This window comes from Sivoneniella epilithica UHCC 1019 (genome assembly GCF_040830845.1).
GTDB lineage: Bacteria > Cyanobacteriota > Cyanobacteriia > Leptolyngbyales > Leptolyngbyaceae > ULC077BIN1.
In genome coordinates this window covers 284,844-310,142 of sequence record NZ_JBFPDP010000001.1, presented here as the reverse complement: position 1 = coordinate 310,142, position 25,299 = coordinate 284,844, and the positions used below count along the sequence as shown (strand labels likewise).

At 47.9% G+C, this 25,299-nt stretch carries 18 protein-coding genes; 10 read left to right on the top strand and 8 right to left on the bottom strand.

Features of this window, described 5'->3' with window-relative positions; genetic code table 11:
* Positions 1–5 precede the first annotated feature (5 nt).
* Complete coding sequence (locus tag AB3R30_RS01450; protein WP_458647351.1) at positions 6–3,104, bottom strand: GAF domain-containing protein; 3,099 nt, start codon at positions 3,102–3,104, stop codon at positions 6–8.
* Between the two features lie 450 nt (positions 3,105–3,554).
* On the opposite strand from AB3R30_RS01450, the gene AB3R30_RS01445 reads away from it, so the two are divergent.
* Together AB3R30_RS01445 and AB3R30_RS01440 are read left to right on the top strand one after the other, a co-directional pair.
* Positions 3,555–5,003, top strand: a complete 1,449-nt coding sequence (locus AB3R30_RS01445) for a folate/biopterin family MFS transporter (RefSeq protein ID WP_458647350.1) — start codon at positions 3,555–3,557, stop codon at positions 5,001–5,003.
* A 1-nt stretch (position 5,004) separates the two neighbouring features.
* Positions 5,005–6,522, top strand: a complete 1,518-nt coding sequence (locus AB3R30_RS01440) for a carotenoid oxygenase family protein (RefSeq protein WP_458647349.1) — start codon at positions 5,005–5,007, stop codon at positions 6,520–6,522.
* A 4-nt stretch (positions 6,523–6,526) separates the two neighbouring features.
* Here the strand turns inward: AB3R30_RS01440 and AB3R30_RS01435 are convergent, their stop codons facing one another.
* The 3 genes from AB3R30_RS01435 to psbA all read right to left on the bottom strand — a co-directional run bounded on the left by AB3R30_RS01435 (position 6,527) and on the right by psbA (position 10,361).
* Entirely contained in the window at positions 6,527–7,426 is a 900-nt protein-coding gene (locus AB3R30_RS01435; protein ID WP_458647348.1) for a helix-turn-helix domain-containing protein, read from the bottom strand.
* Between the two features lie 201 nt (positions 7,427–7,627).
* Complete coding sequence (locus AB3R30_RS01430; protein WP_458647347.1) at positions 7,628–9,196, bottom strand: TM0106 family RecB-like putative nuclease; 1,569 nt, start codon at positions 9,194–9,196, stop codon at positions 7,628–7,630.
* A gap of 82 nt (positions 9,197–9,278) precedes the next feature.
* Complete coding sequence (psbA, locus tag AB3R30_RS01425; protein ID WP_458647346.1) at positions 9,279–10,361, bottom strand: photosystem II q(b) protein; 1,083 nt, start codon at positions 10,359–10,361, stop codon at positions 9,279–9,281.
* Between the two features lie 423 nt (positions 10,362–10,784).
* Between psbA and AB3R30_RS01420 the strand changes: the two genes are divergently transcribed.
* The 5 genes from AB3R30_RS01420 (at position 10,785) to AB3R30_RS01400 (ending at position 17,489) form a co-directional block, all read left to right on the top strand.
* Complete coding sequence (locus AB3R30_RS01420) at positions 10,785–11,873, top strand: potassium channel family protein (protein WP_458647345.1); 1,089 nt, start codon at positions 10,785–10,787, stop codon at positions 11,871–11,873.
* A 678-nt stretch (positions 11,874–12,551) separates the two neighbouring features.
* Positions 12,552–13,685, top strand: a complete 1,134-nt coding sequence (locus AB3R30_RS01415; RefSeq protein ID WP_458647344.1) for a sensor histidine kinase — start codon at positions 12,552–12,554, stop codon at positions 13,683–13,685.
* A 139-nt stretch (positions 13,686–13,824) separates the two neighbouring features.
* Positions 13,825–15,621 carry a translational GTPase TypA gene (gene typA, locus AB3R30_RS01410; protein WP_458647343.1) on the top strand — a complete coding sequence of 599 codons (1,797 nt, stop codon included), beginning with the start codon at positions 13,825–13,827 and terminating at the stop codon, positions 15,619–15,621.
* 319 nt (positions 15,622–15,940) lie between these two features.
* On the top strand, positions 15,941–17,302 hold the full coding sequence (locus AB3R30_RS01405; RefSeq protein WP_458647342.1) for a PQQ-dependent sugar dehydrogenase: 1,362 nt from the start codon (positions 15,941–15,943) through the stop codon (positions 17,300–17,302).
* Between the two features lie 25 nt (positions 17,303–17,327).
* The gene (locus AB3R30_RS01400; protein WP_458647341.1) at positions 17,328–17,489 is read left to right on the top strand and encodes a hypothetical protein; all 162 of its coding nucleotides are present in this window, start codon (positions 17,328–17,330) and stop codon (positions 17,487–17,489) included.
* Between the two features lie 7 nt (positions 17,490–17,496).
* Here the strand turns inward: AB3R30_RS01400 and AB3R30_RS01395 are convergent, their stop codons facing one another.
* The 3 genes from AB3R30_RS01395 to AB3R30_RS01385 are packed head-to-tail and all read right to left on the bottom strand — an operon-like array spanning position 17,497 to position 20,813.
* Positions 17,497–18,348: a DUF928 domain-containing protein gene (locus AB3R30_RS01395; protein ID WP_458647340.1), complete on the bottom strand. Its 852-nt coding sequence runs from the start codon at positions 18,346–18,348 to the stop codon at positions 17,497–17,499.
* A 33-nt stretch (positions 18,349–18,381) separates the two neighbouring features.
* Positions 18,382–19,596: a CHASE2 domain-containing protein gene (locus AB3R30_RS01390; protein WP_458647339.1), complete on the bottom strand. Its 1,215-nt coding sequence runs from the start codon at positions 19,594–19,596 to the stop codon at positions 18,382–18,384.
* Positions 19,590–20,813: a CHAT domain-containing protein gene (locus AB3R30_RS01385; protein ID WP_458647338.1), complete on the bottom strand. Its 1,224-nt coding sequence runs from the start codon at positions 20,811–20,813 to the stop codon at positions 19,590–19,592. Before AB3R30_RS01385 ends, AB3R30_RS01390 begins: the two co-directional genes overlap by 7 nt.
* 215 nt (positions 20,814–21,028) lie before the next feature.
* Here AB3R30_RS01385 and mnmA point away from each other — a divergent pair, with 215 nt between their 5' ends.
* Together mnmA and AB3R30_RS01375 are read left to right on the top strand one after the other, a co-directional pair.
* A complete protein-coding gene (gene mnmA, locus AB3R30_RS01380) occupies positions 21,029–22,096 on the top strand; it encodes a tRNA 2-thiouridine(34) synthase MnmA (RefSeq protein WP_458647337.1) in 1,068 nt (355 codons plus the stop codon).
* 31 nt (positions 22,097–22,127) lie between these two features.
* Positions 22,128–22,352 (top strand): hypothetical protein, encoded by a 225-nt coding sequence (locus AB3R30_RS01375; protein ID WP_458647336.1) that lies wholly within the window; start codon positions 22,128–22,130, stop codon positions 22,350–22,352.
* Between the two features lie 88 nt (positions 22,353–22,440).
* On the opposite strand, the gene AB3R30_RS01370 is transcribed toward AB3R30_RS01375, so the two are convergent.
* Positions 22,441–22,638 carry a hypothetical protein gene (locus tag AB3R30_RS01370; RefSeq protein WP_458647335.1) on the bottom strand — a complete coding sequence of 66 codons (198 nt, stop codon included), beginning with the start codon at positions 22,636–22,638 and terminating at the stop codon, positions 22,441–22,443.
* A gap of 152 nt (positions 22,639–22,790) precedes the next feature.
* Between AB3R30_RS01370 and AB3R30_RS01365 the strand changes: the two genes are divergently transcribed.
* On the top strand, positions 22,791–25,277 hold the full coding sequence (locus AB3R30_RS01365) for an HAD-IC family P-type ATPase (protein WP_458647334.1): 2,487 nt from the start codon (positions 22,791–22,793) through the stop codon (positions 25,275–25,277).
* The last annotated feature ends 22 nt before the right edge of the window (positions 25,278–25,299 follow it).

The following is a 25,299-nucleotide window of genomic DNA, read 5'->3' as shown; positions in this document are numbered from 1 at the left end:
AAACGCTAAGAGCTAGAGATTAGACTACTCGGTGGAAATGTGACTGTAAAGGTCGTTTGGTCTAAGTGGCTTTCCACCTTAATGTCAGCGCCAATATGGGCGACTAGCTTTTTGACTAATGCTAATCCTAAACCAACTCCGCCATACCGCCACGGGTCGCTGCTGGGAATGCGATAAAACTTGTCGAAAATCCGGGGTAGTTCTTCAGCAGCAATGACTCCAGTATTCCCAACTTCAATACATAGACCCGCGATCGCCCGATAGGCAGAAACTTGGATGATCCCACCGCTACAGGTGTATTTACAAGCATTATCGACTAGTTCGGAGAGAATGCGCCCTAAGCAAGACAGATCGGTTATGAGGGCGGGTAGGTTTTCAGAGGTTTCTACTTGAAGGGTTTGCTCTTGAGTCTCAATTCTTTCGTAAAATGGCTCTAGAGCATGATTAATCCAGGGTTGCACCGCAATGGTGGATAGAATCAAAGGCTCTGTTTCCGCATCAAGGCGAGAGAGATTAAGCAAGTCATCAATGAGATTAATTTCTCGCTGACATTCAGTTTGCAAAATTTGAAAATAGCGGCTGGCGTTGTTCGTTTCACCGTCCAGGATGCCCAACGGTTTGAGCGCAATCTCTACCATTTGGATCGCCATTTTGATGCTAGCCATGGGAGTTCTGAGTTCATGAGAGATGGTACTCAGAAAATCATCTTTCAGGTGGTTGAGGCGTTCTAGTTCATGCACTTGAGCTTGGGCAGCTTGATATAACCGAGACTGGCGTAGGGCGATCGCGCATTGATTTGCCACAAGCTGCACGAGGCGAATTTCTGGCTCACTAAACACCTGTTGGCTCGGTCGAAATAACCACAAATCCCCTAGCACTCCTTGATCATCAAACATTGGACATGCCAAAATGCTCTGCCGTTCTGCTCTGGGTCTTGCCGGATTGTGGGTGCTAAAGCAAAATTGAATGCACTGCTGCCGAAAAAGCTGATGGTAAAAGTCATTGCCAGATAGGTCTGCCATGACAAAGGTTTGTGCTTGTGCAGAAGGGAAATCAACCAGATGTTCATGAGTAATGGTAAAGGTGGTGAGGGTTGAGTTATAGAGTCCAGCGCTACAGCATTTAACCCCTAAGCCTTGACCTAGTGCATCTACAGCCGTTTGCAAAATCTGGTTTTCGTCTAAAGAATCGCGTACTTGATCGGTGATGCGTTTGAGCAAGGCTTCAAAGCTGAGGGCGCGATGGAGAGCAGTGGTGCGTTCTAGAACCTGACTTTCTAGCTCAAAGTTAAGCCGCTGCACCTCGGTGTATAGTTCTGATTGCTGGATCGCGATCGCGAGTTGGTCGGCAATGGTGCAAGCTAATTCAACCTGCCAATCTTGCCAAACAAATGTAGGGTCGTGATTGACCAGCCCAATGTTGCCCCAAAGGCGATCGCCAATCCGAATCGGGATAGCTAACCAAGCTCCTGAAAACGTTTCAGCCAGCGTTTGGTTGAATGCAGTCTCTAGGCGGGTGCTATCATCTAGGCGCACAATCTCAAACTGCTTGAGCGAGACCATATGAGGATGATCTATATCCGAAATTCTTGCCCCAACCTGAGGCTGCACAAGATCGGAATCAAGGCAATGAGAGGCTAAGTAAACCCAGCTATTTTCTAGGGGTAAATATTGCAGGATGTTTGCCTGATCGGACTGAATCAATGTACCGATTTCAGAGGCGATGGCGTTAAGAGTGTTTTGGAGATTAAAAGAATCTCGAACGGCTTGAATTATTTTGCAAAGCGCTTTTTCGCGTTGGGCTTGAAGTTGGGTTTGCTGATAAAGCTGACTTTGTTGCAGGGCGATCGCCAAACTGGTGGCAAGGCGTTTGAGAAAACCCACTTCCCACTCTTGCCAGTGTCGAGGAGCCGCGCATTGCTGCACCCCTAGCAATCCCCAAAGAGCGTCTCCTTGCAAGATGGGAATGACTAAGTTTGCTTGAATTTGGAATTGCTCTAATAACTTTAAATGGCATGGCTCTAAACCAGCCGCATCAATATTGTCAATCCGGCTAACTGCGCCGCGAGTAAAAGGCAGCAGGCAGGTTTCAGCGGCAAAATAGGAGTCAAATATTTCAAGCCCTAACATGGAAACCCAGCCTGGATTGAGGGCTTCAACAATGACAAATCCACTCCAATTGGTTTCAAACCGATAGATGATGACTCGATCTGTTTGCAAAAACTGATGAATTTCGTGGACGGCGGTATTGAGAATGTCATTGAGGTCAAGTGATTGACGAATGCGTTCCGCGATCGCCCCTAACAACTGTTCTCGTTCTGCTTCTAGCCGCAGGTTTTGGGCGATTAGGTGACGTTGGGTAATATCTTGAAACACCAACACCCCACCGGTAATATCCCCATTGCTGTTGCGAATGGGAGTGGCTGAATCACCCACTCTGCGGTCTAATCCATCTTTGCCTCGCAAAAGGCACTGTTCTGGCATATTCACCCGCCTTCCTGCTTGTATGGCTTGAATCACTGGGTTTTCGATCGCCTCTTGCGTCTCTGGATGAATCAGGTTGAGGATTTGGCTAACGGATGATCCCAATGCATCGGTCAGTTGCCAGCCCGTGAGACTTTCGGCAACCGGATTCATAAACGTGATTAACCCGGCTTGATCCGTGGAGATCGCGCCATCTCCAATGCTAGCGAGGGTTGTGGCAAGCCATTGTTTTGTTTGCTCCAATTGCGTCTCTAGGCGATGGCGTTGTAAAGCAACGTGGATGGCTGCCTGTAGCTGTAGCTGACTGAAGGGCTTAACAAGATAGCCGAATGCAGAAGGGGCGATCGCGCGTTGTAAGATTTCAGCGTCCGTAGTTGCACTGATGTAAATAATTGGAATTTGAAATTGTTGATAGATGCGATCGGCAGCAGTGATGCCGTCAATCTCCCCTGGCAAATGAATATCCATCAAAATCAGATCAGGATGAGTTTCAAAGGCGATTTGAATCGATTGCAGTCCATCGTCCACAATCAAAGCAACTTGGTGATCTAACTGCACTAAAAAGTTGCAAATCATTTGAGCCGTAGCGGATTCATCTTCAACAATTAAGATTTTCGCCATAGGAATTGCAACGTCCTACTGAACTGAATCGAATTAAGAAGCTATTATTCTGCCAGAAATTGAAGGAATGACCAGAGAGAAAACTTGGATCTTTTGGGCGATCGCCTGACTACGCTCATTAACAAGATAGGCATTCATCAATATCTCTCTATCCCTGGTCTATAAAACATTCGATAAAATACAAGTTTTCCCCAATACACCTGTCAAACTTGGTTAATCGTTTTTGAAAAAAAGATCATAAGCTAATTGCTTTTTAGTTTGCCGTCCTAAAAACTCGGAAAGCTTTTTCAACAAGAGGCTTAAGCCCCTTTCCCATGCAACTTGAATGCATATCAGCTTATTAGGAAGAAAGTCTACTCTTACTCAAAAGGCAATTGCAGACCTCAGATACCGTAGTGCAATCAAAGCGCTATCATAAAAGCTATTGATAAAACTTGTAACAAATTATCAATGATTGTTTCTTCCTCTGGTTTTGCCAAACTCAAAGCTTCAGTGACAGAGAAGGTTTTCTTTGGTCACGAGCCGACTCCTGAACTCGTTGCGATCTTGCTGGTCTACTTTGTGCAGGGCATTTTGGGCTTGGCGCGGTTGGCAGTGAGCTTTTTTCTTAAAGATGATTTGGGTTTAGGTCCGGTTGAAGTGTCTGCCCTGGTTGGGGTGGCTGCCCTGCCCTGGATGATTAAGCCGCTATTTGGTTTTATCTCAGATGGATTGCCGATTTTTGGCTATCGTCGTCGCCCTTACCTAATTTTGTCTGGGCTATTGGGAACTTTCGCTTGGGTGGCAATGGCAACGGTGGTGAATACGCCGATCGCCGCTGTTGCAGCGATCGCGGCAAGTTCTCTTTCCGTTGCCTTTAGCGATGTGATTGTCGATTCTCTAGTAGTCGAGCGGGCGCGCAAAGAAACTATGGGTAAAGCCGGATCGCTGCAATCGCTCTCTTGGGGCGCTGCTGCTGCCGGTGGCTTAATGACTGCTTACTTAAGCGGCTATCTGTTAGAGCATTTCACCACACGCACTGTTTTTGCGATTACAGCGGTCTTCCCGCTAATTGTCTCCTGTGTCGCCTGGATCATCAGCGAAACGCCAGTCACCGAACGGATGGATTGGGGAGCCGTCAAACATCAGGTTCACCAGTTGCGGCAGGCATTGAGTCAAAAATCGATTTGGATGCCCACCGCATTTCTATTTGTGTGGCAAGCAATGCCCACCGCAGAATCTGCTTTCTTTTTCTTTACCACCAACGAACTTAAGTTTGCGCCAGAATTTTTAGGACGAGTGCGATTGGTGACTAGTTTGGCATCACTGATAGGCGTGTGGGTCTTTCAGCGCTTTCTCAAAAATGTGCCGTTTCGCACCATTTTTGGCTGGTCAACCGTGATTTCAGCCGCTTTAGGAATGACAACTCTACTGTTAGTGACCCACGCCAACCGCAGTTTAGGAATTAGCGATCAATGGTTTAGCCTTGGAGACAACCTGATTTTGACGGTTATGGGGCAAATTGCGTTTATGCCCGTTTTGGTCTTGGCAGCACGTCTTTGTCCGCCGGGTGTAGAAGCGACTTTGTTTGCGTTGCTAATGTCGGTCGTGAATTTGGCAGGGCTGGTTTCCTATGAATCAGGCGCATTTCTGATGCACCGATTAGGGATTACTGAAAGCAACTTTACGAATTTGGCGCTCCTGATTGTGATTGCCAATCTCACCACGTTATTACCATTGCCGCTTTTGGGTTGGCTGCCTTCTAGCGAAGATATGCCCGAAGGCTCTTATGATCACCAACCTCCGGCAACCTTAGAGCTAGATTCAGGTGCTTCTAAGCATCTCGCCCAACCCTTTCTGCCTGACCTAATGACAGAGTTAGTTGTTCAGTCACGCGAACCGGAACCTGTAGAGGAATAATATGACCAGCATTGAACTGAACCCGTCTGTTTTGGAAAAGTCCTATCAACGGGAAGATTGGCAGCGGGGCTACAATTCTCTGGCGCAAGAGTTGGAGTATTGGATTGACGAGATTGATGGAGAAATTCCAGCCGAGTTGCAAGGAACGCTGTTTCGCAATGGTCCCGGATTGCTGGAAGTGAATGGAGAGCAAATTCATCACCCGTTTGATGGTGATGGCATGATTTGCGCGATCGCCTTTCAAAATGGACGCGCCCACTTCCGCAATCGCTTTGTCAAAACTGAAGGCTATCTCGCAGAACAAGCAGCCGGAAAGATTTTGTATCGCGGCGTGTTTGGCACTGCTAAGCCCGGTGGCTGGTTGGCAAACCTGCTCGATTTTCGGCTAAAAAATATTGCAAACACCAACATTGTGTATTGGGGTGGCAAACTGCGAGCACTGTGGGAAGCGGCTGAACCTCATGCCCTCGATCCCCATACGCTCAACACCTTGGGTTTAGATTATTTGGATGGCGTGTTGAAACCGGGTGATGCCTTTGCCGCCCATCCCCGAATCGATCCGACTAGTGGAAAAGAAGGCGATGCTTGCCTGGTCAACTTCTCGATTAAGCCCGGTTTGTCTTCCACCATTACCCTGTATGAATTTGCGACGGATGGACAACTGCTGCGGAAGTATGCTCACTCGGCTCCCGGTTTTGCCTTTATCCACGATTTTGCAATTACGCCACATTACTGCATCTTTTTTCAAAATCCGGTTACCTTCAATCCCCTAAACTTTTTGGCAGGAACCCGTTCGGCAGCGGAGTGTATTCAGTTTCAGCCAGACAAACCCACCAAGATTCTAGTAATTCCCCGGAAAGGTGCAGGAGCCAGGAAATCTGAACAAACAGCGCCGAACTCCAAACTCCGCACATTTGAAACCCTTTCTGGCTTCGTTTTTCATCATGTCAATGCTTTTGAGGAGGGTGACGACGTAGTGATTGATTCGGTGTGCTACGCAGATTTACCGACGGTGGAGCCGGAGAGGGATTTTCGCCAGACAAATTTTGACGCGATCGCGCCGGGGCATCTGTGGCGTTTTCGAGTCAATTTACAAACGGGAACGGTCGATCGCCAATTATTAGAAGATCGCTGCTGTGAGTTTCCAGTGGTGCATCCCGTCAAGGTGGGTCGATCGTACCGCTATGCTTATCTGGGTGCTGCTCATGCCTCAACCGGAAATGCGCCGCTGCAAGCGGTCATGAAGGTAGACACTCAATCTGGCAATCGCGCTTTTTGGAGTGCGGCACCTTGGGGCTATGTGGGCGAACCAATTTTTGTGCCTCGCAATCCCTATAACCGACAACTTGATGCTGAAGATGATGGCTGGGTGCTGGTGATGGCATTTGATTCCACCCGCGATCGCTCTGATGTGGTGATTCTGGATGCCTGCGATCTGAGTCAAGTTGCCCGTCTACATTTAAAGCACCATGTTCCCTACGGACTCCATGGCAGTTTCACATCTGAGTGCTTTGTGTAAGGAATTAGGGTTGTTTTTCCTCAGTGGGAAACGCGACTGTTACCACATCACCTGTCTTGCCCAGCGCTTTTGCTTCACCCTGGTTGAAAGAAGCGACCACTGCACCTGCGTTACCTGCCACGACTACAATACTTTTTTTCGCTTTCCAAGTTCGCTGTTCCCCTTTGTCTAAAGATCCCTCATAGTCAACGTTGCCATCGACTGTCACTTCGACCCAAGAGCGATCGGTTAAATTTAGGTCTACTTGCAACGGTGTCCCGGCGATTGAGGTTTCGTTTTTAGCCCCCGGTACAGCAGATACAGTAGGAGCAGACGATGGAACCTTGTTAGGCGAAGAGGCTGACGAACTTGTGGCTGGAACGTTTGTTGCAGTTGGAGTGGTCATAGCGCTTTTTTGAGGCTGATTCAATAAGCTGAGCGCCAATGCACCCAAGGCAAGGGCTGCAATTCCTCCGCCTAGCCAAGGTAAGAAGGATAGATTGGGGCTGGGCGATCGCTCTGACTGGCGTAATGGGCGATCAGAGCGATCTATGGGTCGTTCGGCTGGCGGTTCGGCTTGCGACTCTACTGGCATCGGGGTAGGGCGTGGAGCCGCTGCACTAAGCTCAGGTTGCATCTCAGGCGCAGTATGAGCCAACGAAGCAGGTTCAACATCAAAAGCATCGGCAATCATCATGCCATCTAAACTCAAGGCATCAGCATATCGACGAATGAACCCTTTGATGTAAACCGGTTCTGGCAAGATGTCTAGCTGTGCTGATTCGATCGCCTGCAAAATACGTTGAGGAATATAGGTTTGTTTGGCAATCTTTTCAAGGGAAATCTCTTGATATTGACGTTGCTGATACAAATACTCAGCAATTTCTTTCAACTGCTCTACCTGAGTGGAATCCAAACCCTTCATAGATCTTTTGCGCTCCTGAGAAATCTGCAACAGCCTTGCTTGCGGCATTAAAACTCTAAATGCTAGTAAACAGTACGATAGCGCAATCTATGAAAGGAAATTTATAAAAAACTCCTCTCATCCTCAATCACTGAAGAAATATTTAATAAATCACTCCTCCACTCCTCCATCCCTCTACTTCTTTACTCCACCCCTTCCCGCTCACGCTAACTCTGCGGATTGCTCAGCGATGGTTTTCATCAAAAAACCCACCAGCCATTCTTTGATGTGGTGGGTTGCAAGGCAGTCGTCTTCGTTGTAAGTGAGGATGGCATTAAGGTGAGCGCGATCGCCCGTACTTAGCCATTGAGCATACCAACAGATCGACTGCGCGCCATTGGCAGAGGGATCGCGCCAGTCAAACCCCAGCCACCGGGCAATCTGCTTTAGGGCATAGCTTTCTACTGGCAACGTCACTAATCGCGTGATCCGTTCATGCACATCTACAAAGCGTGACAGGAGAGGTTTGATATGAGAATGGGGAGTCCCATACAATTTGGCGAGGCGTTCTACAGTTTGCACTTCAAACGGGCAAAAATGGAAAATAGGTGCCGTTGGATAGCGACTAAACAACTCCAATAGCTGTTGCCAGACGATCGCTTCGTCTTCAGGGCGTTCTGCTAACAAGGCATGAAAGGTTTGTCTATTGGCAGAGCGATCAACAACTAGCACTCCATGCAAATAAATTAAATTTAAGGTTGGCTCGGCTTCTATATCAAAATAAAGTTCAATTGGAGCCGTTGGCAGCAATTCTGCTAAGACAGTGTAAGCCTGATGGATAGGCAATTCTAAATAATGATTTGCTGCCTTATTATCGCTAGGTTGAAGACCTTCCTCAATCAGGAGCGCGCGATCGTGCATGACGGAGAACGCTTGACGCACTAATTTGTGAGCCGCTTCTTTGCCAAATCCAGGCAGGGGTTCTAAATGGCTGGGGTGGGTTTCTGCTAGCGCCTTCACCGTCAGCAAGTTCAAAGCTTGTAACTGCACATACCGAGTCGGGGTGACACCGGGCAACAAAGAAAGGTGATAATCGGTTTTGGCGATCGCGTGGCAAGCACTTAACCAATGACACAAGCTACAGCGACTGCGCGCAATAAATACTTCTGGTTCTTGCTGCTGCACCAGCATTTGAATGCACTCAGCCAAAATCTCTTGCATTCGGGGCAGCACTTCCCATAGATCCACCGAGTAAGCCCCGCGATCGCGGAGCATTAACCATGCCGTCTCTGCCCACGCTCCCTGCACTTCTGCTAGCACCATGGCATGAAACGCGACTGCTACTTGATATTCCAGTTTGGGACGCTTGCCTAATTTGATTTCCGTTGGCACATACAGCCAATCGCCAAAATCAGAAATGCCTGGATGCTTTACCAGCAGATCAGGATTGCTTTTGAGCGTAATTCCGTTCTCTGTCTTGGTTAGTAGGATTCCTTGATGAATGCGATCGACTCCCTGGCGCATCAAATCCAAGGTTGCCACTGTCGCCGCCTGCCAATCTCTAGCAGGGTGATCCGGCTGCACAATTGCCTGATTAGATAATACTGTTCGCTGATTTGCTTGGCTGTCCTGCACCAGTTTTAAGACATACTCATTCGCAGAATCTCGTTGGTCAAGATTCCCATATACGTCCAAGTAAGCCCTTCGACGACAGCGTTGATAATTAATTAGCTGCTCTGCGTCTATCAGCATGACTTCACCGTAACAGGAAATCGTCCGAATTGTTTGCACGACCTGAGAAACAAGATACGAATCAAACCCAAAAAAGCGCCTCCACCAAGGAAGCGCTTTTCCAGGCTATTAAACTAGCAGCCTAACCGTTGATTGCAGGAGCCTGCATTGCAACGGGAGCCGAATCGCCAGAAGCTAAGTCTAGAGGGAAGTTGTGAGCATTGCGCTCGTGCATTACTTCCATACCTAGGTTAGCGCGGTTAAGCACATCTGCCCAAGTGTTAATCACGCGACCCTGAGAATCTAATACAGACTGGTTAAAGTTGAAACCATTTAGATTAAATGCCATGGTGCTGATGCCCATTGCGGTGAGCCAGATTCCTACCACTGGCCATGCACCCAAGAAGAAATGTAAGGCGCGGGAGTTGTTAAAGCTGGCATATTGGAAGATCAATCGACCGAAATAGCCGTGTGCTGCAACGATATTGTAGGTTTCTTCTTCTTGACCGAACTTGTAGCCGTAGTTTTGCGATTCAGATTCAGTGGTTTCACGAACCAAAGAAGATGTAACCAAGGAGCCATGCATAGCGGAGAAGAGCGAACCACCAAAAACACCCGCCACACCCAACATGTGGAAAGGATGCATCAAAATGTTGTGTTCAGCTTGGAATACAAACATGAAATTGAAAGTGCCAGAGATACCAAGCGGCATTCCATCAGAGAAGGAGCCTTGTCCAATTGGGTAGATCAAGAACACTGAGGTTGCAGCCGCTAGAGGAGCGCTGTAAGCCACGCAAATCCAGGGACGCATTCCCAAACGGTAGGAGAGTTCCCATTGACGACCCATGTAGCACGCAATACCAATTAAGAAGTGGCAAACGATTAGCTCATAGGGACCGCCATTGTAGAGCCATTCATCTAAGGATGCAGCTTCCCAGATAGGGTAAAAATGCAACCCGATCGCGTTGCTAGAAGGCACAACTGCGCCAGAAATAATGTTGTTGCCAAACATTAAGGAACCTGCAACAGGCTCACGGATACCATCAATATCGACTGGAGGTGCAGCAATGAATGCAATGATGAAGCAAATAGTGGCAGTTAGCAGAGTTGGAATCATCAATACGCCAAACCAACCGACATAAATCCGGTTATTAACGCTAGTAACCCACTCGCAAAACTGATCCCACGCATTGCCGCTTTCGCGCCGTTGAATAGTTGTTGCCATGATTTAATAATTGCTAAATGGACAGATTGACCTAAAAAAGGTCGGAATAAATAAATGCTGGGCTTTGTTTTACCCAAGTTCATCATATTGAAAACTATTTTTATTTTTGACAATCGTAGGTAAACTTTTATCAATCTACCATCTAGAATTACTTTACAAAGCACACGAGCTACAGCCTTTTCTCAGCAAGGTTTTCTCACAAAAGCGACCTAATGAAAATTAGTTTTATTACAATTGTTAGAACTTTATTAATTCTTTTTCCTGCGGCTCTAGTTCTTGTTTCTACAGGGAAAACCCTGGATAGAAAGGAGTTTCAGACTGTTTTTTAGAGAAAATCTATTTATTACATTGTGTTAAAAGTGATATGAATCTATACAACTCAAAATAGGTTGTTACCTTTAACTTTTTTGGATGGTTTTTCAGATGAGTACGGGAAAACTTTCCAATCCTCAAATTCGCGTTGAACAGCAGTTTCGCCGAATTCAACAGGAGTTAATCGGAGGGGCGCTGTCGCTTGTCGGTGTATTTTTGTTGGGTAGTAGTTGGTATCACCTGGTGGAAGGGTGGCGATGGCTAGATGCCGCTTACATGACGGTGATTACGCTGGCAACAGTGGGATTTCTGGAGGTGAATCCCTTAGGCGATCGCGGTCGGATATTCACCATCATCCTAATTTTGCTAGGCGTAATTAGCATCGGTTACATCGTCAATCGGTTTACCGATGCCTTAATCCAGGGGTATTTTCAAGAAGGATTGCGACTGCGGCGATTGCAACAACAAATGGAAAAACTGTCTGATCACTATATTATTTGTGGCTTTGGGCGCATGGGACAGCAGATTGCCGCCGAGTTTCAAGCAGAGGGCATCAACTTTGTGATTGCCGATTTTGGGCATGATCCGGTCATGATGGCGGAGCAGCTTGGCTATACCGCCATTCAAGGCGATGCTACCCTGGATGAAACCTTAATGCGGTTACAAATTGAACAGGCAACTTGTTTAATCGCCGCGCTCCCATCCGATGCGGAAAACCTGTATACCGTTTTGTCTGCCAAAACATTAAACCCAACAGTGCGAGCGATCGCCCGTGCCAGCACTGAAGAAGCTTTAGTCAAACTGCAACGCGCCGGAGCCGATTCGGTAGTATCTCCCTATATCACGGGCGGCAAACGGATGGCAGCGGCAGCACTGCGTCCCCAAGTGATGGATTTTGTAGATGGCATTCTGTCCAGTGGCGATCGCACCTTTTATATGGAAGAGTTTGAGCTAACTACCCCAAACAATCCCTATGTGGGTCAAACCCTAAGGGAAGCCAAGTTGCGATCTCAATCCGGAGCGTTAGTCCTTGCCATCCGTCGCTTAGATGGCACCCCCATTGTTGGACCCAACGCCGACACTATTCTCATGCAAGGAGATCACCTTATCTGCATGGGCACCGCTGATCAAATTCGCCTGCTCAACCAAATCCTATTCCCCATGAAAACTGCTTTTCCCCGCCCACCCAAGCAAAGTTGAGAGGGAGTTAACGCAACATGCGACTGAACACTGCTTAATCCCATGAGAGCTAAGCGTACTGCAAGGTAATCAATCAAGATTTCGGACGATAGTTCAGATAAATGCTGCACGCATTTGTCCCCCTTCCCATGAGCAAAAATTGGGCGCTGACAGACAGATCTACATTCATTTATCTCAATTTATATCGTAATAACGGCTCCCGAAATATAGTTCAGGTTAGGGTTAGCCTGATTCATACAAAATTTTATTCAAAATGAAATTACGTTATTAACGCATATCATTGTTTTGAATTGCGTAGAGATGTTACGTTTAATCATTAGATGACCGCTCAATAGATAACTGATTAAGCCAATCATTTAGGTTGATTATTTTGCGGTTAAGAAAGGATTATCAGCCCGTAAGAAACCTGGACAATTAGATGCTGTACTGCACAGATTGTTATTAAACAATTAGCCTTTAATTAGCGATTTTATCTTTGATATGAGCATCCTTGAAATTCAAAAGAGTTCAGATAATTTAGTTGAAGTTAGTTTAACGATACAATCTCAGATTAAAGATCTTCATCTCCATGATTGTTCAATTGAGATCGAGAAGTTAGGAATTGATATTTCAAATATTCTTAAGGAAAAATCAATTCTCCCTGGTGTGATTTTAGTGAACAGGGGTGTTTTTTTTGGAATGCTTTCTCGGCGGCATTTTTTAGAGCTACTGAGCCGCCCCTATGGTCCTGAATTATTTTTAAAGCGATCAATTAAAACGTTATATGAATCCGCCCAACACACTGTGCTGGTGCTGCCGGGAGATACCCAAATTGCTGAGGCTATCCATCAGGCATTGTTAAGATCACCTGCTCTACTCTATGAGCCACTTATAGTTCAAACTTCTGCCGATTCCTATTTTTTATTAGAGATTCATCATCTTTTGTGGGCACATTCTAAGATCCATGAGCTAACAATTAAGCTGCTAAATGAACAAACTGAAGCTAAATTGATTCAAACTGAGAAAATGGCAAGTTTAGGAGAGATGGTGGCAGGAATTGCCCATGAACTACTAAATCCTGTGAACTTCATCTGGGGAAACATTGAATATTTGCAGAATTATATTAATGATATTTTGCAAGTACTTTCAGTCTATGAGCAAGAGTATCCTCAATTGATTCCAGCGATCGCAGAATTAAAAGAGGAACTTGAGTTTGATTTTTTGATTCAAGATCTGCCTCAAATTGTTACCAGTATTAAAATTGGTGCGGGACGGCTGAAAAAGATTATTTCAGCCTTAAGAAATTTTTCTCATGTAGATGAAGCCATTCAGCGTCCAGCAGATATTCATGAGTGTTTAGATAACACCTTGCTCATTCTAGGGAGCCGTATCAGAAATTTCGTTGAAGTAGTTAAACACTATGAAGATTTACCCCCAATCAATTGTTATGCAGGGCAACTAAGTCAGGTTTTTACAAACTTAATTGGAAATGCTGTAGATGCTTTATCGGAATCTAACTTTCCACCCAAACCCAATTGGAAACCCTGTATTGAAATCTCGACCAGTCTTCTAAAACGAGAGATTCCCGGCGATCGCAGAACGCAATGGGTCGCGATCGCCATTCACGACAATGGTTCTGGTATTCCAGCCGAACTGCAATCTTGTATTTTTGAAACCTTTTTTACCACAAAGCCCATTGGTAAAGGAACAGGGCTGGGTTTAGCAATCAGTCGCCAAATTATTGTAGAGAAACATGCTGGATACCTTAACCTTGCCTCCGATTCAAGCAACGGCACCACTTTTGAGGTGTTATTACCCATCGCGATCGCCTAGTTAATTCTGCTGATTGCTCCACGATCGCAAGTAACTAAGATAGAATTATTAAGGCTTCTTTACCAAGATTCACCTTGAATTTGTTAAAAATTTCTTAAGAAGCCAGTTTTAGACTCCTCACTCTTAGCGGAACGGTTTTATGACTCTGCCAATTCGCAATGTTGCCATCATTGCTCACGTTGACCATGGCAAAACAACTCTTGTTGATGCCCTACTGAGACAGTCGGGCACGTTTCGAGAGGGCGAAGATGTGCCAATTTGCGTCATGGATTCCAATGACTTGGAGCGTGAGCGCGGTATTACAATCTTGTCGAAAAATACGGCTGTTCGCTACAAGGATACTTTAGTCAACATTGTTGATACCCCTGGACACGCAGACTTTGGCGGCGAAGTAGAGCGGGTGCTGGGCATGGTAGACGGCTGCATCTTGATTGTGGATGCTAATGAAGGTCCTATGCCTCAGACTCGTTTTGTGCTGAAGAAAGCGCTGGAAAAGGGATTGCGCCCCATTGTTCTAATTAATAAAATTGACCGTCCTCAGGCTGATCCCCATGGAGCAGTGGATAAGGTGTTGGATTTATTTTTAGAATTGGGTGCAGATGATGCCCAATGCGAGTTTCCATACTTATTTGCATCGGGCATGTCGGGTTTTGCGATCGACCATTTAGACGATGAACCCGTTGACATGAAGCCTTTGTTTGAAGCATTCCTGCGTCATGTTCCGCCTCCAATCGGTGATCCCACGGCTCCGCTTCAGCTTCAAGTCACCACATTGGACTATTCCGAATATGTGGGTCGGATTATTATTGGCAAAATTCACAATGGCGTGATCCGCATGGGACAACAGGCGGCGCTAGTGACGGAAACTGGCGCGATCGTCAAATCTAAAATCAGTAAGCTGATGGGGTTTGATGGCTTGAAGCGGATTGATATTGAGGAAGCATCTGCTGGCAACATTGTGGCGATCTCCGGGTTTGCCGATGCCAACATTGGTGAAACGGTCACTTGCCCCAATGAACCCCAAGCACTACCGCTGATCAAAGTAGACGAACCAACCCTGCAAATGTCGTTCTCTGTGAATGATTCGCCTTTTGCCGGTCAAGAAGGACAGTTTGTCACCTCTCGCCAAGTGCGCGATCGCTTAATGCGTGAGCTTGAAACCAACGTAGCGCTACGGGTTGAAGAAACGGATTCCCCAGATAAACTCCTGGTTTCGGGTCGGGGTGAACTTCATCTTGGCATTTTGATTGAAACCATGCGGCGGGAAGGTTACGAATTTCAGGTTTCTCAACCACAAGTCATCTATCGGGAAGTCAGCGGTCGCCCCTGCGAACCTTTTGAAACTCTCGTACTAGATGTGCCCGATGGAGCCTCAGGAAGCTGTATTGAACGATTGGGGCAACGCAAAGCTGAGATGCAAGACATGCAAGTAGGCGGCAACGGACGCACCCAACTAGAGTTTATTGTGCCTGCTCGTGGACTCATTGGCTTCCGGGGAGAATTCATGCGGCTAACCCGTGGGGATGGCATCATGAACCATAGCTTTTTGGATTATCGCCCCTTAGGTGGAGATATTGAGTCTCGCCGCAACGGGGTTTTGATTTCCTTTGATGAGGGCGTTGCAACTTTCTACGCTATGAAAAACGCAGAAGATCGCGGCACATTCTTTATTACGCCTGGGGTTAAAGTCTATAAAGGCATGATCGTGGGTGAAAATAATCGCTCTCAAGATCTGGAAATCAACATTTGTAAAACAAAACAGTTGACGAACCACCGAGCATCGGGCGGCGAAGAACTCGTGCAACTGCAAGCTCCCATGGACATGAGTCTAGAACGGGCTTTAGAGTACATTGGTCCTGATGAACTGCTGGAAATTACTCCAGAATCAATTCGCTTACGGAAAATGTCGAAAGAGAAGCGGTTAGCAAAACGTTAATTTTGTTTCCGCCCTTCTATAAGGACTAGAGAGCTTAAGAGTAGAGAGATAGCCCGGATATTCATAGATGCAGAACATTGTGAAGAAACTAGGGGTGTCTCTTTACTTTTATTCAAGTAAGCAAACTTAAATTAATTATCAGTTAGCTCTTAAAAGATAAGGAAAGTTGATGTTGCTTGAATTACTTTAAGAGCGAGATTCGCGATCGCGCCTACCCGATGGCAAAAGACAGTCTATCTAAAGACATAGTATTCACCTATAGCGTGTCAAGTTGAAAGAACATTCGCTAGCGTGATATAGAGTTGTTAACCCACTGCCTATGTACCGCTTATCGTTTTTGCTTTTAGGGTGCATTCTTGTTGCCTGTCGCACCGCTGACACTTCTAGCGCCACATTGTCTTCTCCAACAGCGTCTTCTCCAACAGCACCCACCTTAGCCCAGACTGAAGCAAGCCCTGCCCCAAAGGTTGCTCAAGTTCCTACAGAAAGCCTAATTAAAACCCAAACACTGTCGCCTCAACCCATCAAAATTACACCTGAAAGTTTGCCTCAGCCCAATGCCAGCAACAGCGCCTCTAAATCTCCCAACGTACTGCCGATTCCCGCGAATCCAACATTACAGGTGCCAGCGGGTTTTGTCGTCAATGTGTTTGCGGAAGGACTCGATCGCCCTCGTTGGTTAGCGCTAACACCATCAGGCGATGTGCTGGTGACTGAAACCCGTCAAAACCGAATTCAACTCCTGCGAGATGCCAACAAAGACGGGGTTGCAGAGGTCAAAAAAACCTTTGCCACGTCCCAAAATGGGCTAGATATTCCCTTCGGAATGTCGTTTAGCAACAATGCCTTTTTTCTAGGAAACAGTGCTGAGGTGTTGCGGTTTCCTTATGCCAAAGGTCAAGAGCAGTTGACCGGACGCGGCACAAAAATTACAGACTTGCCAGGCGGCGGCTATAACCAGCACTGGACACGCAATGTGATCGTTTCGCCGGATCAGACGAAGCTGTATGTGTCGATTGGGTCAGAGTCAAACCTGAGTGAAGAACCGTTACCGCGTGCGTCGGTGCAGGTAATGCGATTAGATGGTTCCGATCGCCAAACGTTTGCATTCGGTTTGCGAAACCCGGTAGGCATGGCGTTTCACCCTACCACTGGCGGATTGTATACCACCGTCAACGAGCGCGATACTTTGGGCGATGACTTGGTGCCCGACTACCTCACCCAAATTCAGGCAGGGCAGTTTTACGGTTGGCCCTATGCTTATTTGACCCGCGATCGCCTCGATCCTAACCATGTTCAAAATGGCAAGAGTGTCCGTCCTGATTTGGTTGCCAAAACGCAAACTCCAGACGTGCTGTTTCAAGCACACTCGGCAGCGTTGGGACTTCAGTTTTATAACGGTCAAACCTTCCCAGCAAAATATCGCAATGGGGCTTTTGTCGCCTTTCGGGGATCTTGGAACCGAGATCAGGGAACAGGCTACAAGGTTGTGTTCGTTCCATTTAACGCTACTGGGCGACCTCAAGGATATTACGAAGACTTCCTGACAGGGTTTCTGAGCAATCCTGCTGGTCCTGATGTGTGGGGTAGACCTGTCGGCTTGCTGACTCTCCCGGATGGGAGTTTGTTGCTAACCGAAGAAGCGAATGGACGAATTTATCGGATTCAGTATCGGGGGTAAGGGAATAGCGAATGGCGAATGTTGAATGACGAATGGCGAATGGCGAATGACGAATGGCGAATGGCAAATGTTGAATGGCGAATGGCAAATGTTGAATGGCGAATGGCGAATGTTGAATTCAAAACTCAAAATTCAAAACTCAAAATTCAAAATTCAAAATTCAAAACTTTCAGTTCCCGAAACCTAAAGCCTCACTATCGAGGACTGCAACAGTTGACAAGGGGCTGGGCAGAGAGCATTTCTAAGCCGCCATCCTGTAGTAAAGTTTGCCAATCAGTTTTGAGAGCAGCATCGTTGAGCTTTGCAAGTTGGGTTTCTGCCAAAATTGTTACTGCGTCATACCAAAATCCGTGTTCCCCATAAAGAGCGCTTTGTTGTTGTGGAGTTGCTTGTTTGAGGCGATCGCTCAAGTCTGGATTTACAAGAACACGTTCTATCCAGCCATCGACATAGACCATAGCAGCCATGGAGTCGGCGATCGGGGGATTAGTCTGAGCATCGGCTAGAGTCGATGTGTTGCGGGAAGAAGTGCGTGAGGCGCAAGCAGATTTCCCTTTAACGTTTAAGTACCAGTGGTAGAGTTTTCCCGGTTGTAAAGATGCAGTTTTGGGCACCTGCACTCCAATAACTCCGGCGGTTTGCGGTAACGAAACAGCACCTCGATAAATATCAGTTTCCTGATCATCTTGGAGAACAAACTCAATAGACTCAATGGACTCTGGCTTGTAGGGATTGTAAAACCAGATTTTGGGACGTTCAGCGGTGGTGCGTGCCCAAACATGAGTCGTCGCTTTTTCTTGATAAGCCGGAACCAGTGCCCCTAAGTTATCTAACACTGCATCTTTGGTAATTTTTGCCAGCATCAGGCAACCACGGGAAGCGGCTCCTCGGTTGGTGCCGGGTGCGCCTTTGCTAGGAGGACGGGGTGGGCTATAGCGGGATAGGAGAGTGGGTTGTTGCCAAGTGGGATGGCTAGCATGGCTGGAGGGAACGCTAAGGGCGATCGCGCCTGAGACAGACATCAAAAAATAAATCAGGGCTTTCATGGGGGCGACTCCTACAAATCAATAGATTGGGAACTATCGGACAATCCAACGGCGGCTGATGAATACAATACTGGTGCTGCTAACGGTGGCGATCGCCGTGGGCACCAGCGGCAACCATCCGCCAAATTGAACCAATAACACTAGGCAGATGCCAAACAGAGTGGCGATCGCCATTCCACTCGCCAAACTGAGAACTGCAACGTGACGCAGATACAGCGCTAGCAATCCACCCAAAAGCGACCAAGCTGCAATCCACAAGGTTTCTATCCAGAGAGCGCTTGTCCATAGCAACGGACGATTATCTAATGCAGCGCTCAGCAGTTGACTCACCATTTGGGCATGAAGCATGACTCCTGGAATGTCTTGTCCACCCGGTTGATGGGTGTAGGGCGTGGTGAAATAATCCTGGAAAGTAGCGGTGCGGGCAGTCGTGCCAATCAACACAATCCGATCTTTGACGCTTTCTGGGGGTAAAGTTCCAGCTAGCAGCGCCCCTAAACTAATCCGATCTGCCACCTCTGCCAGCGAGCTAAACGAACTGCCATTTTCGGGAGAGCGATAGTTTAGCAAAATCTGGTGCCCTCGCCCATCCAGGTTGAAATAGCCGCCCGTTGGAAACCCAAGCGGGTGAATTAAGGCTTTGCCCAGTTTCCAGGTGCCATCCGGCTGAAACTCCAGGTTAATGTTCTGTTGTGCTAGGTAATGCAGTGCTACTTGTGTACTGAAGGCGTAGGGAGCAGGACACCCCTCGGTGCCATCCATCGACAGCAGGTGACGACGGACAATGCCATCTTGATCGGTCAGCACGTTGCTAAAGCCTAATCGAGCGATCGCTTGCTCTGTGGGAATTTCGGGCGGTGGGGCAACATCAGGTCGGTTGGAGTTTGGATCGGCGGTAAAGCAGACAGCAATCAGGCGATCGCTGTTTTTCAGGCGTTCTGCCAGTTGCGGATACTCTTTACCAACGGGATCGCGATACAAATCTAGCCCAATCACACTCGGCTGAAGTGGCTCCAGTTTGTCTAACAATTGCGCCAGCGATCGCCCAGACAGCGACACATCGGCAGGTTTACTCGGATCTTGTTTTGCTTGCGCTTTAATATCTTTTTCTGTCACCTCCACCACCAAAATTCGCGCATCCCGTGGCTCCTTGGGGCGCATCTGCAACACTAAATCCAAGGCTTTTAGCTCCAATGGCTGCAATACACCAGCAAATCGTGCCCCGGTGACTAAGCTAGTGATCAACACGCTGCTGGCAAATAGCCAAGAGAGCGATCGCCAGGGAATGGGGAAGTTTTGAGTTTTGAGTTTTGAGTTTTGAGTTTTAAGTTTTTAGCTTTTAGTTTTGACTGTTCCCTATGCCCTATTCCCTGTCCCCTATGCTCTTCTTTCAACTGTTGCCAAGTTGGGGGGATTTCGGCAGGATGTTGGCAGATGACTGGAAGCCAAGTAGCGCAGGGAAATTCTCCTTCTAGCCCTTGAAGGCGCGATCGCGCGGATCGGACTGCTAAATAAAGCGGCTCTCCTTGGGAGTAGGCAGCGAGAAAGTATTTCAAAAATTCCTGGGCAACACGATCGGGCACGGGTTCGCGCATGACAATCAGTTGCGGAATTTGGAGATAGGCGAGTTCTCGCGCCAGACCTAACCCATCGCAGGAGTTGAAAATTGCTAGCTTTAAGCCCCGCTCCATTGCTTTTTCCAGACCATGTTTTAGTTGGCTAATGGTCAAAGTTTCAGTTTGATTCAGGTGAATCAGTCCTGAGTTGTCTTCACGTTGGCTGGTGCTGTGTCCGGCAAAAAACAAAATTTCCCAGGATTGTTCCCACAGGCGATCGCTCAAATCCTGTCGGGCTGGCTCTACCAAAAACGTGACTTTGGCATCGGTTAGCTGCTCCAAAATGGCGCGATCTGTTTGAACATCAATGTTTTGGCTATTGCCTAAAATCGCCAGAATCCGAACATGTGGACTCAGGATCAGCGGACGAGCCGGACGTTTACTAAACTCCAACGGGCTAAGAGCAATTTCAGTCCGGGGATAGCGTTCCATCAAGTCCCACAGATGCCAAGGCAAACGGCGCAGTTGGGCATCATCGGTTTGCACCACCAGCCGAATGATTTCGCTTGGATCAAGTTGCTCTAACCACTTTTCGCGAATTTGACGAAACGATCGCGCCTCTAGCCAGTCATTCAAGCGATCGCGTAACTGATCCGCCGCCGTTTCACAGTCGGCGATCGTTGCGATCGGAGTGGCGACTTTCGGTAAGCCAATCGGACGACCCGACAGATCCAATCGGCGATAAATCTGCTGCCATTGGGTATGACACACCGGAATCTCTGGCGCTGGCGGCAGTTCACCTGTAAGTTCGATCGCAGGCGGGGCACCTTCTTCGCCAATCTGAAGCGTCACAGGAAAACCCTGATCAAAGTCACCTTTTCCTAGCTTCAAAACAACCAGCTTTCCCACCACCACCGCTCCTACAAACGCTCTGAGGAAGTTTATTTTCCCGCATTCCGCTATTTAGCTACTACGACAAAACGCTTCGGTTTATGCAAGCTATCAATGTATTTCAAGTATGCCAGTCCTATTTCTCCATCGTCTCTCTGCGTCTTTCGCGCCTATCTTCTGTGGGGATGTTAGCCTAGAAATACAGCGATTCTTAATATTTTTGTCCATTAACCATGAATAAGGTTGTAGTCGGGCTTTCGGGTGGGGTTGATAGCTCAACAGCGGCGGCAATGCTTCATCAGCAGGGCTATGAAGTGATTGGGCTGACTCTGTGGCTCATGAAAGGCAAAGGACAATGCTGCTCGGAAGGCATGGTAGATGCGGCTCAGTTGTGTGAGCAGTTGGACATTCCGCATCATATTGTGGATAGCCGAGAAGCGTTTGAAAAATATATTGTGAATTATTTAGTGGCAGGGTATGGCGATGGGATTACGCCGCTGCCCTGTTCTCAATGCAACAAAGCGGTGAAGTTTACTCCGATGCTAGCGTATTCCCGTGCTGAGTTGGGCTGCGATCGCATTGCCACAGGTCATTATGCCCGCATCCGTCACGACCCAGAAACCGATCGCTATCAACTGCTGCGGGCGATCGATCTCTCCAAAGATCAATCCTATTTTTTATATGACCTGGAGCAAGACGTTTTAGCACACGTTATTTTTCCCCTGGGTGAATATCCTAAATCTGAAACTCGCCGCATTGCCGCAGAGTTTGGGTTGCATACGGCGGATAAACCCGAAAGTCAGGATTTGTGTCTGGTGGAAGCGAATGGCTCGATGCAAGCGTTTTTGGACAAATACATCACGCCCCACCAGGGGGAAATTGTCGATCAAGTCGGCAGAGTGCTAGGGCATCATGAGGGCGTACATCACTACACGATTGGGCAACGAAAAGGGTTGGGAATTGCCCACAGTGAACCGCTGTATGTGGTGGCGTTAGATGCGGTGCAAAATCGGGTGATTGTGGGCGATCGCACCACTGTTTTGGCTTCTGAATGCACAGTGCAGCGGCTCAACTGGGTTTCGATCGCGGCACCAGAGTCACCCATTCGAGCAGAGGTGCAAATTCGCTATCGATCGCCTGCGGTTCCTGCGACGGTGATTCCTTTGGAGGGCGATCGGGTGCGGGTGGTGTTTGATCAACCCCAAGCCAGCATCACTCCAGGGCAAGCGGCTGTTTGGTATGACAATGAAATTTTGCTGGGCGGCGGTATCATTGAGCGAGACTCAATCAAGCTGGGATAGGAGATTAGTGTGTTCGGAGTTCGGAGTCAGAATGATGGAAAATGGGGTTACATTACCAAGCAACCTACCATTCCTGCGATCGCTGCTTTGGCAAACGAACGGCGCGATCGCGGTTTTGACTCCAGTGGAAATGCTGAATGTCTATGAGCGAGGTTGGCGCTATCGCGATACTTTGGAGCCGCCGACCCCAGAAGAACTGAACTTCATTCGCGAACTGGCGACCCAGTTTTATTCAGGCATCATTCACGACGTTTAGCCGCACGTTCATCGATCAATGCTGATCAAACTTGCCCCAAGCTTATAGTTTCATACTTAGCACTTCGTACTCTGCACTCTGCATTTGGCTAAGCGTTTCGTTGGGCGATCGCAAAGGCAAAAGCAGCCAGCAACGGCAAAATAATTGGCACTGCGACCACTAAGCCCCATTTGCCAAAGCGAATTTTTTGCCCATCGGCTTTAAACAAGGCGATCACGGCAATAATGCCCATTACCGTCCACAGAACGCCAAACCCAATAAATAACGTAAATGCAGAGTCATCCATAGCCAAACCTTGATTGCCACTGTTCTTTTTGCCTCATCCTACTTTACTTTTTTGAAGTTGTGCGGAGGGAAAGCGGAAGGGGGCTATCCTGGTTAAGATCGACACTACTGTTGGAATCTAGCTCAGTAAAATCTGGCTAAGTAAATTGACTCATGAGTGATACGGAAACTGAGCAGACGGGTGAATTGCAGGGCTTGAGCGATCGCGAAGTTATTGCTCGGCGGGCGGATGGCAAGGGCAACAATATTCCTCGCAGTAGCAGCCGCCCTTACCGCCAAATTTTTAATGAGAACCTATTCACTTTTATCAATGCGGCGTTCTTCACCATTAGTTTGGTGATGTTTTTGCTAGGGCGAGTCGGTGATGGCATTTTGGTCGCGGTTGTGATTTTTGGCGGCGTATTGGTCAACATTGGTCAAGAAATTTGGGCAAAACGCAAACTGGATGAAATCGCGCTGTTGTATCGTCCAAAGGCGATCGCCATTCGTGACGGCACAGAGCAAAACGTTGACCCCAGTGAGCTTGTGCTAGGAGATTTGCTGGTGCTGCGTCCCGGCGATCAAATTGTGGTGGATGGGGCGATCGTCGGCGATGGAAAAATTGAAGTCGATGAATCGTTACTCACCGGCGAATCTGATTCGATTCCCAAAATGGCGGGCGCTCCAGTTTATTCGGGCAGTTTCTGCGTCAGCGGCACGGCTTGTTATCAAGCCGAAAAAGTCGGCACTGATACAGTAGCGCACAAGCTAATGACAGGCGCACGAGCCTTTCGCCAAGTGCTAACTCCCGTGCAGCATGAGATCAATGTGGTGATTCGGGTGTTTCTGCTGATTGCCTGCTTTTTGTGGATTTTAGTGGCAATTAGTTTTTTAAGCCGTTCCTATTCGTTAAATGATGTGATTCAGCGATCGGCAGTGATTGCGGGGCTGGTTCCGGCGGGGCTTTTGCTAGCGATCACCTTAGCGTATGGACTGGGCGCGGTCAGAATGATTGGGGAAGATGTATTGATCCAACAGGCAAACGCGGTGGAATCGTTGAGCAATGTAGATATTTTGTGTCTAGACAAAACGGGCACCCTGACCACGAACCAAATTGAACTGCAAGAGATTTATCCAATCGGCGTGAGCGAGGAGGAACTGCGATCGCTCCTGGGAACCTACGCCGCCAGCACCACCGCAGGCAACAAAACCAATGATGCGATCGCCAACACCTGTCCCGGCATTGTCATGGAGGCGATCACGGAAGTCCCTTTCTCCTCTGCCCGCAAGTGGAGCGCCTTAAGCTTCGATGTTTCTATTTCCACACCCGACACCCAGCACCTAACACCTGGCACCTACGTTTTAGGTGCCCCAGAATTTCTTATATCCTTGGCTGTCTTAAGTTTAGATGTAGTTGACCACCTCGAAGAGGGCATTCAACAAGGGTTACGGGTGGTGATGTTTGCCCACACTCCGCAGAGTTTAATCCCCAAAGAAAACTCAACCCCGGAATTACCTGATGATCTATTGCCACTCGGACTGTTGCGATTTAGCGACCAACTGCGACCCGAAGCCAAGCAAACATTGGATGGATTTGCCGAAGCTGGAATTGAGGTCAAAATTATTTCTGGAGATAACCCGACAACGGTTGCGGCATTAGCGAGGCAAGCCGGGTTGGGAGAAGATATTGAGGTGGTTTCCGGGCAAGAGTTGGCGCTAATGGATGAATCGCAATTTATCCAAACGGCATTGACGAGTACGGTGTTTGGGCGGATTACGCCAGACCAAAAAGCAGATCTGGTGCGGGGGTTGCGCCGCCGGGGAAAATACGTTGCCATGATTGGCGATGGGGTGAATGATGTGCTGGCGTTGAAGCAGGCAAATTTGGCGATCGCCATGGAAAGCGGCAGTAAAGCCACCCGCAGCGTTGCCGATATCGTCTTGCTGAAAGATTCTTTTGCCGCATTGCCTCACACCTTTTTGGAGGGTCAGCGGATTCGCAACGGCATTCAAGATGTGATGAAACTGTTTTTGGTGAGAACGTTTTGTGTGACGCTGCTGGTGTTTGCGACGGCGATCGTCGCCGATAGCTTTCCGCTACAAAACAAACAAAGCGCGATCGTGGCGCTGGTGGGGGTTGGCTTCCCTACGATGTTTATTCCCGTGTGGGCAAAAGCCGGAGCCATTCCCCGTCGTAGCATGGTACGCGGAATTCTCCATTTTGTGATTCCCGCAACGCTGACCCTAACGCTAGTGGCGCTATTGGTCTACCTGTTCTATCTAGTTGTTGCCATTCTCGACTTGCAGCCCAATCTCAACTTAGCCCAAGTCGATTACGCCACACCGCGCAGCGCCTTAGTCACCATTTTGATTATGGGCGAACTGTTGCTAATCCCGTTTCTCAAACCGCCCACACAGTTTTGGGTAGGTGGTGAACCGTTGAGCGGCGATTGGCGCTATACCATCGTTGCGATCGCGCTGCTCGGTATCTACTTCCTGATTTTGGCAGTGCCGCCCTTTCGCAATTTCTTTGAACTACAGCCACTTAGCCCTTTGAGCTACCTATTTCTAGCATTTGTGGCATTTGAGTGGTGCCTGATTCTACGGGCAATCTGGCGCAGTCGCTTCCTCGATCGCTTCCTAGGCATTGATTTGGGGTAATGGGCGATCGCTCTTCTCTTCT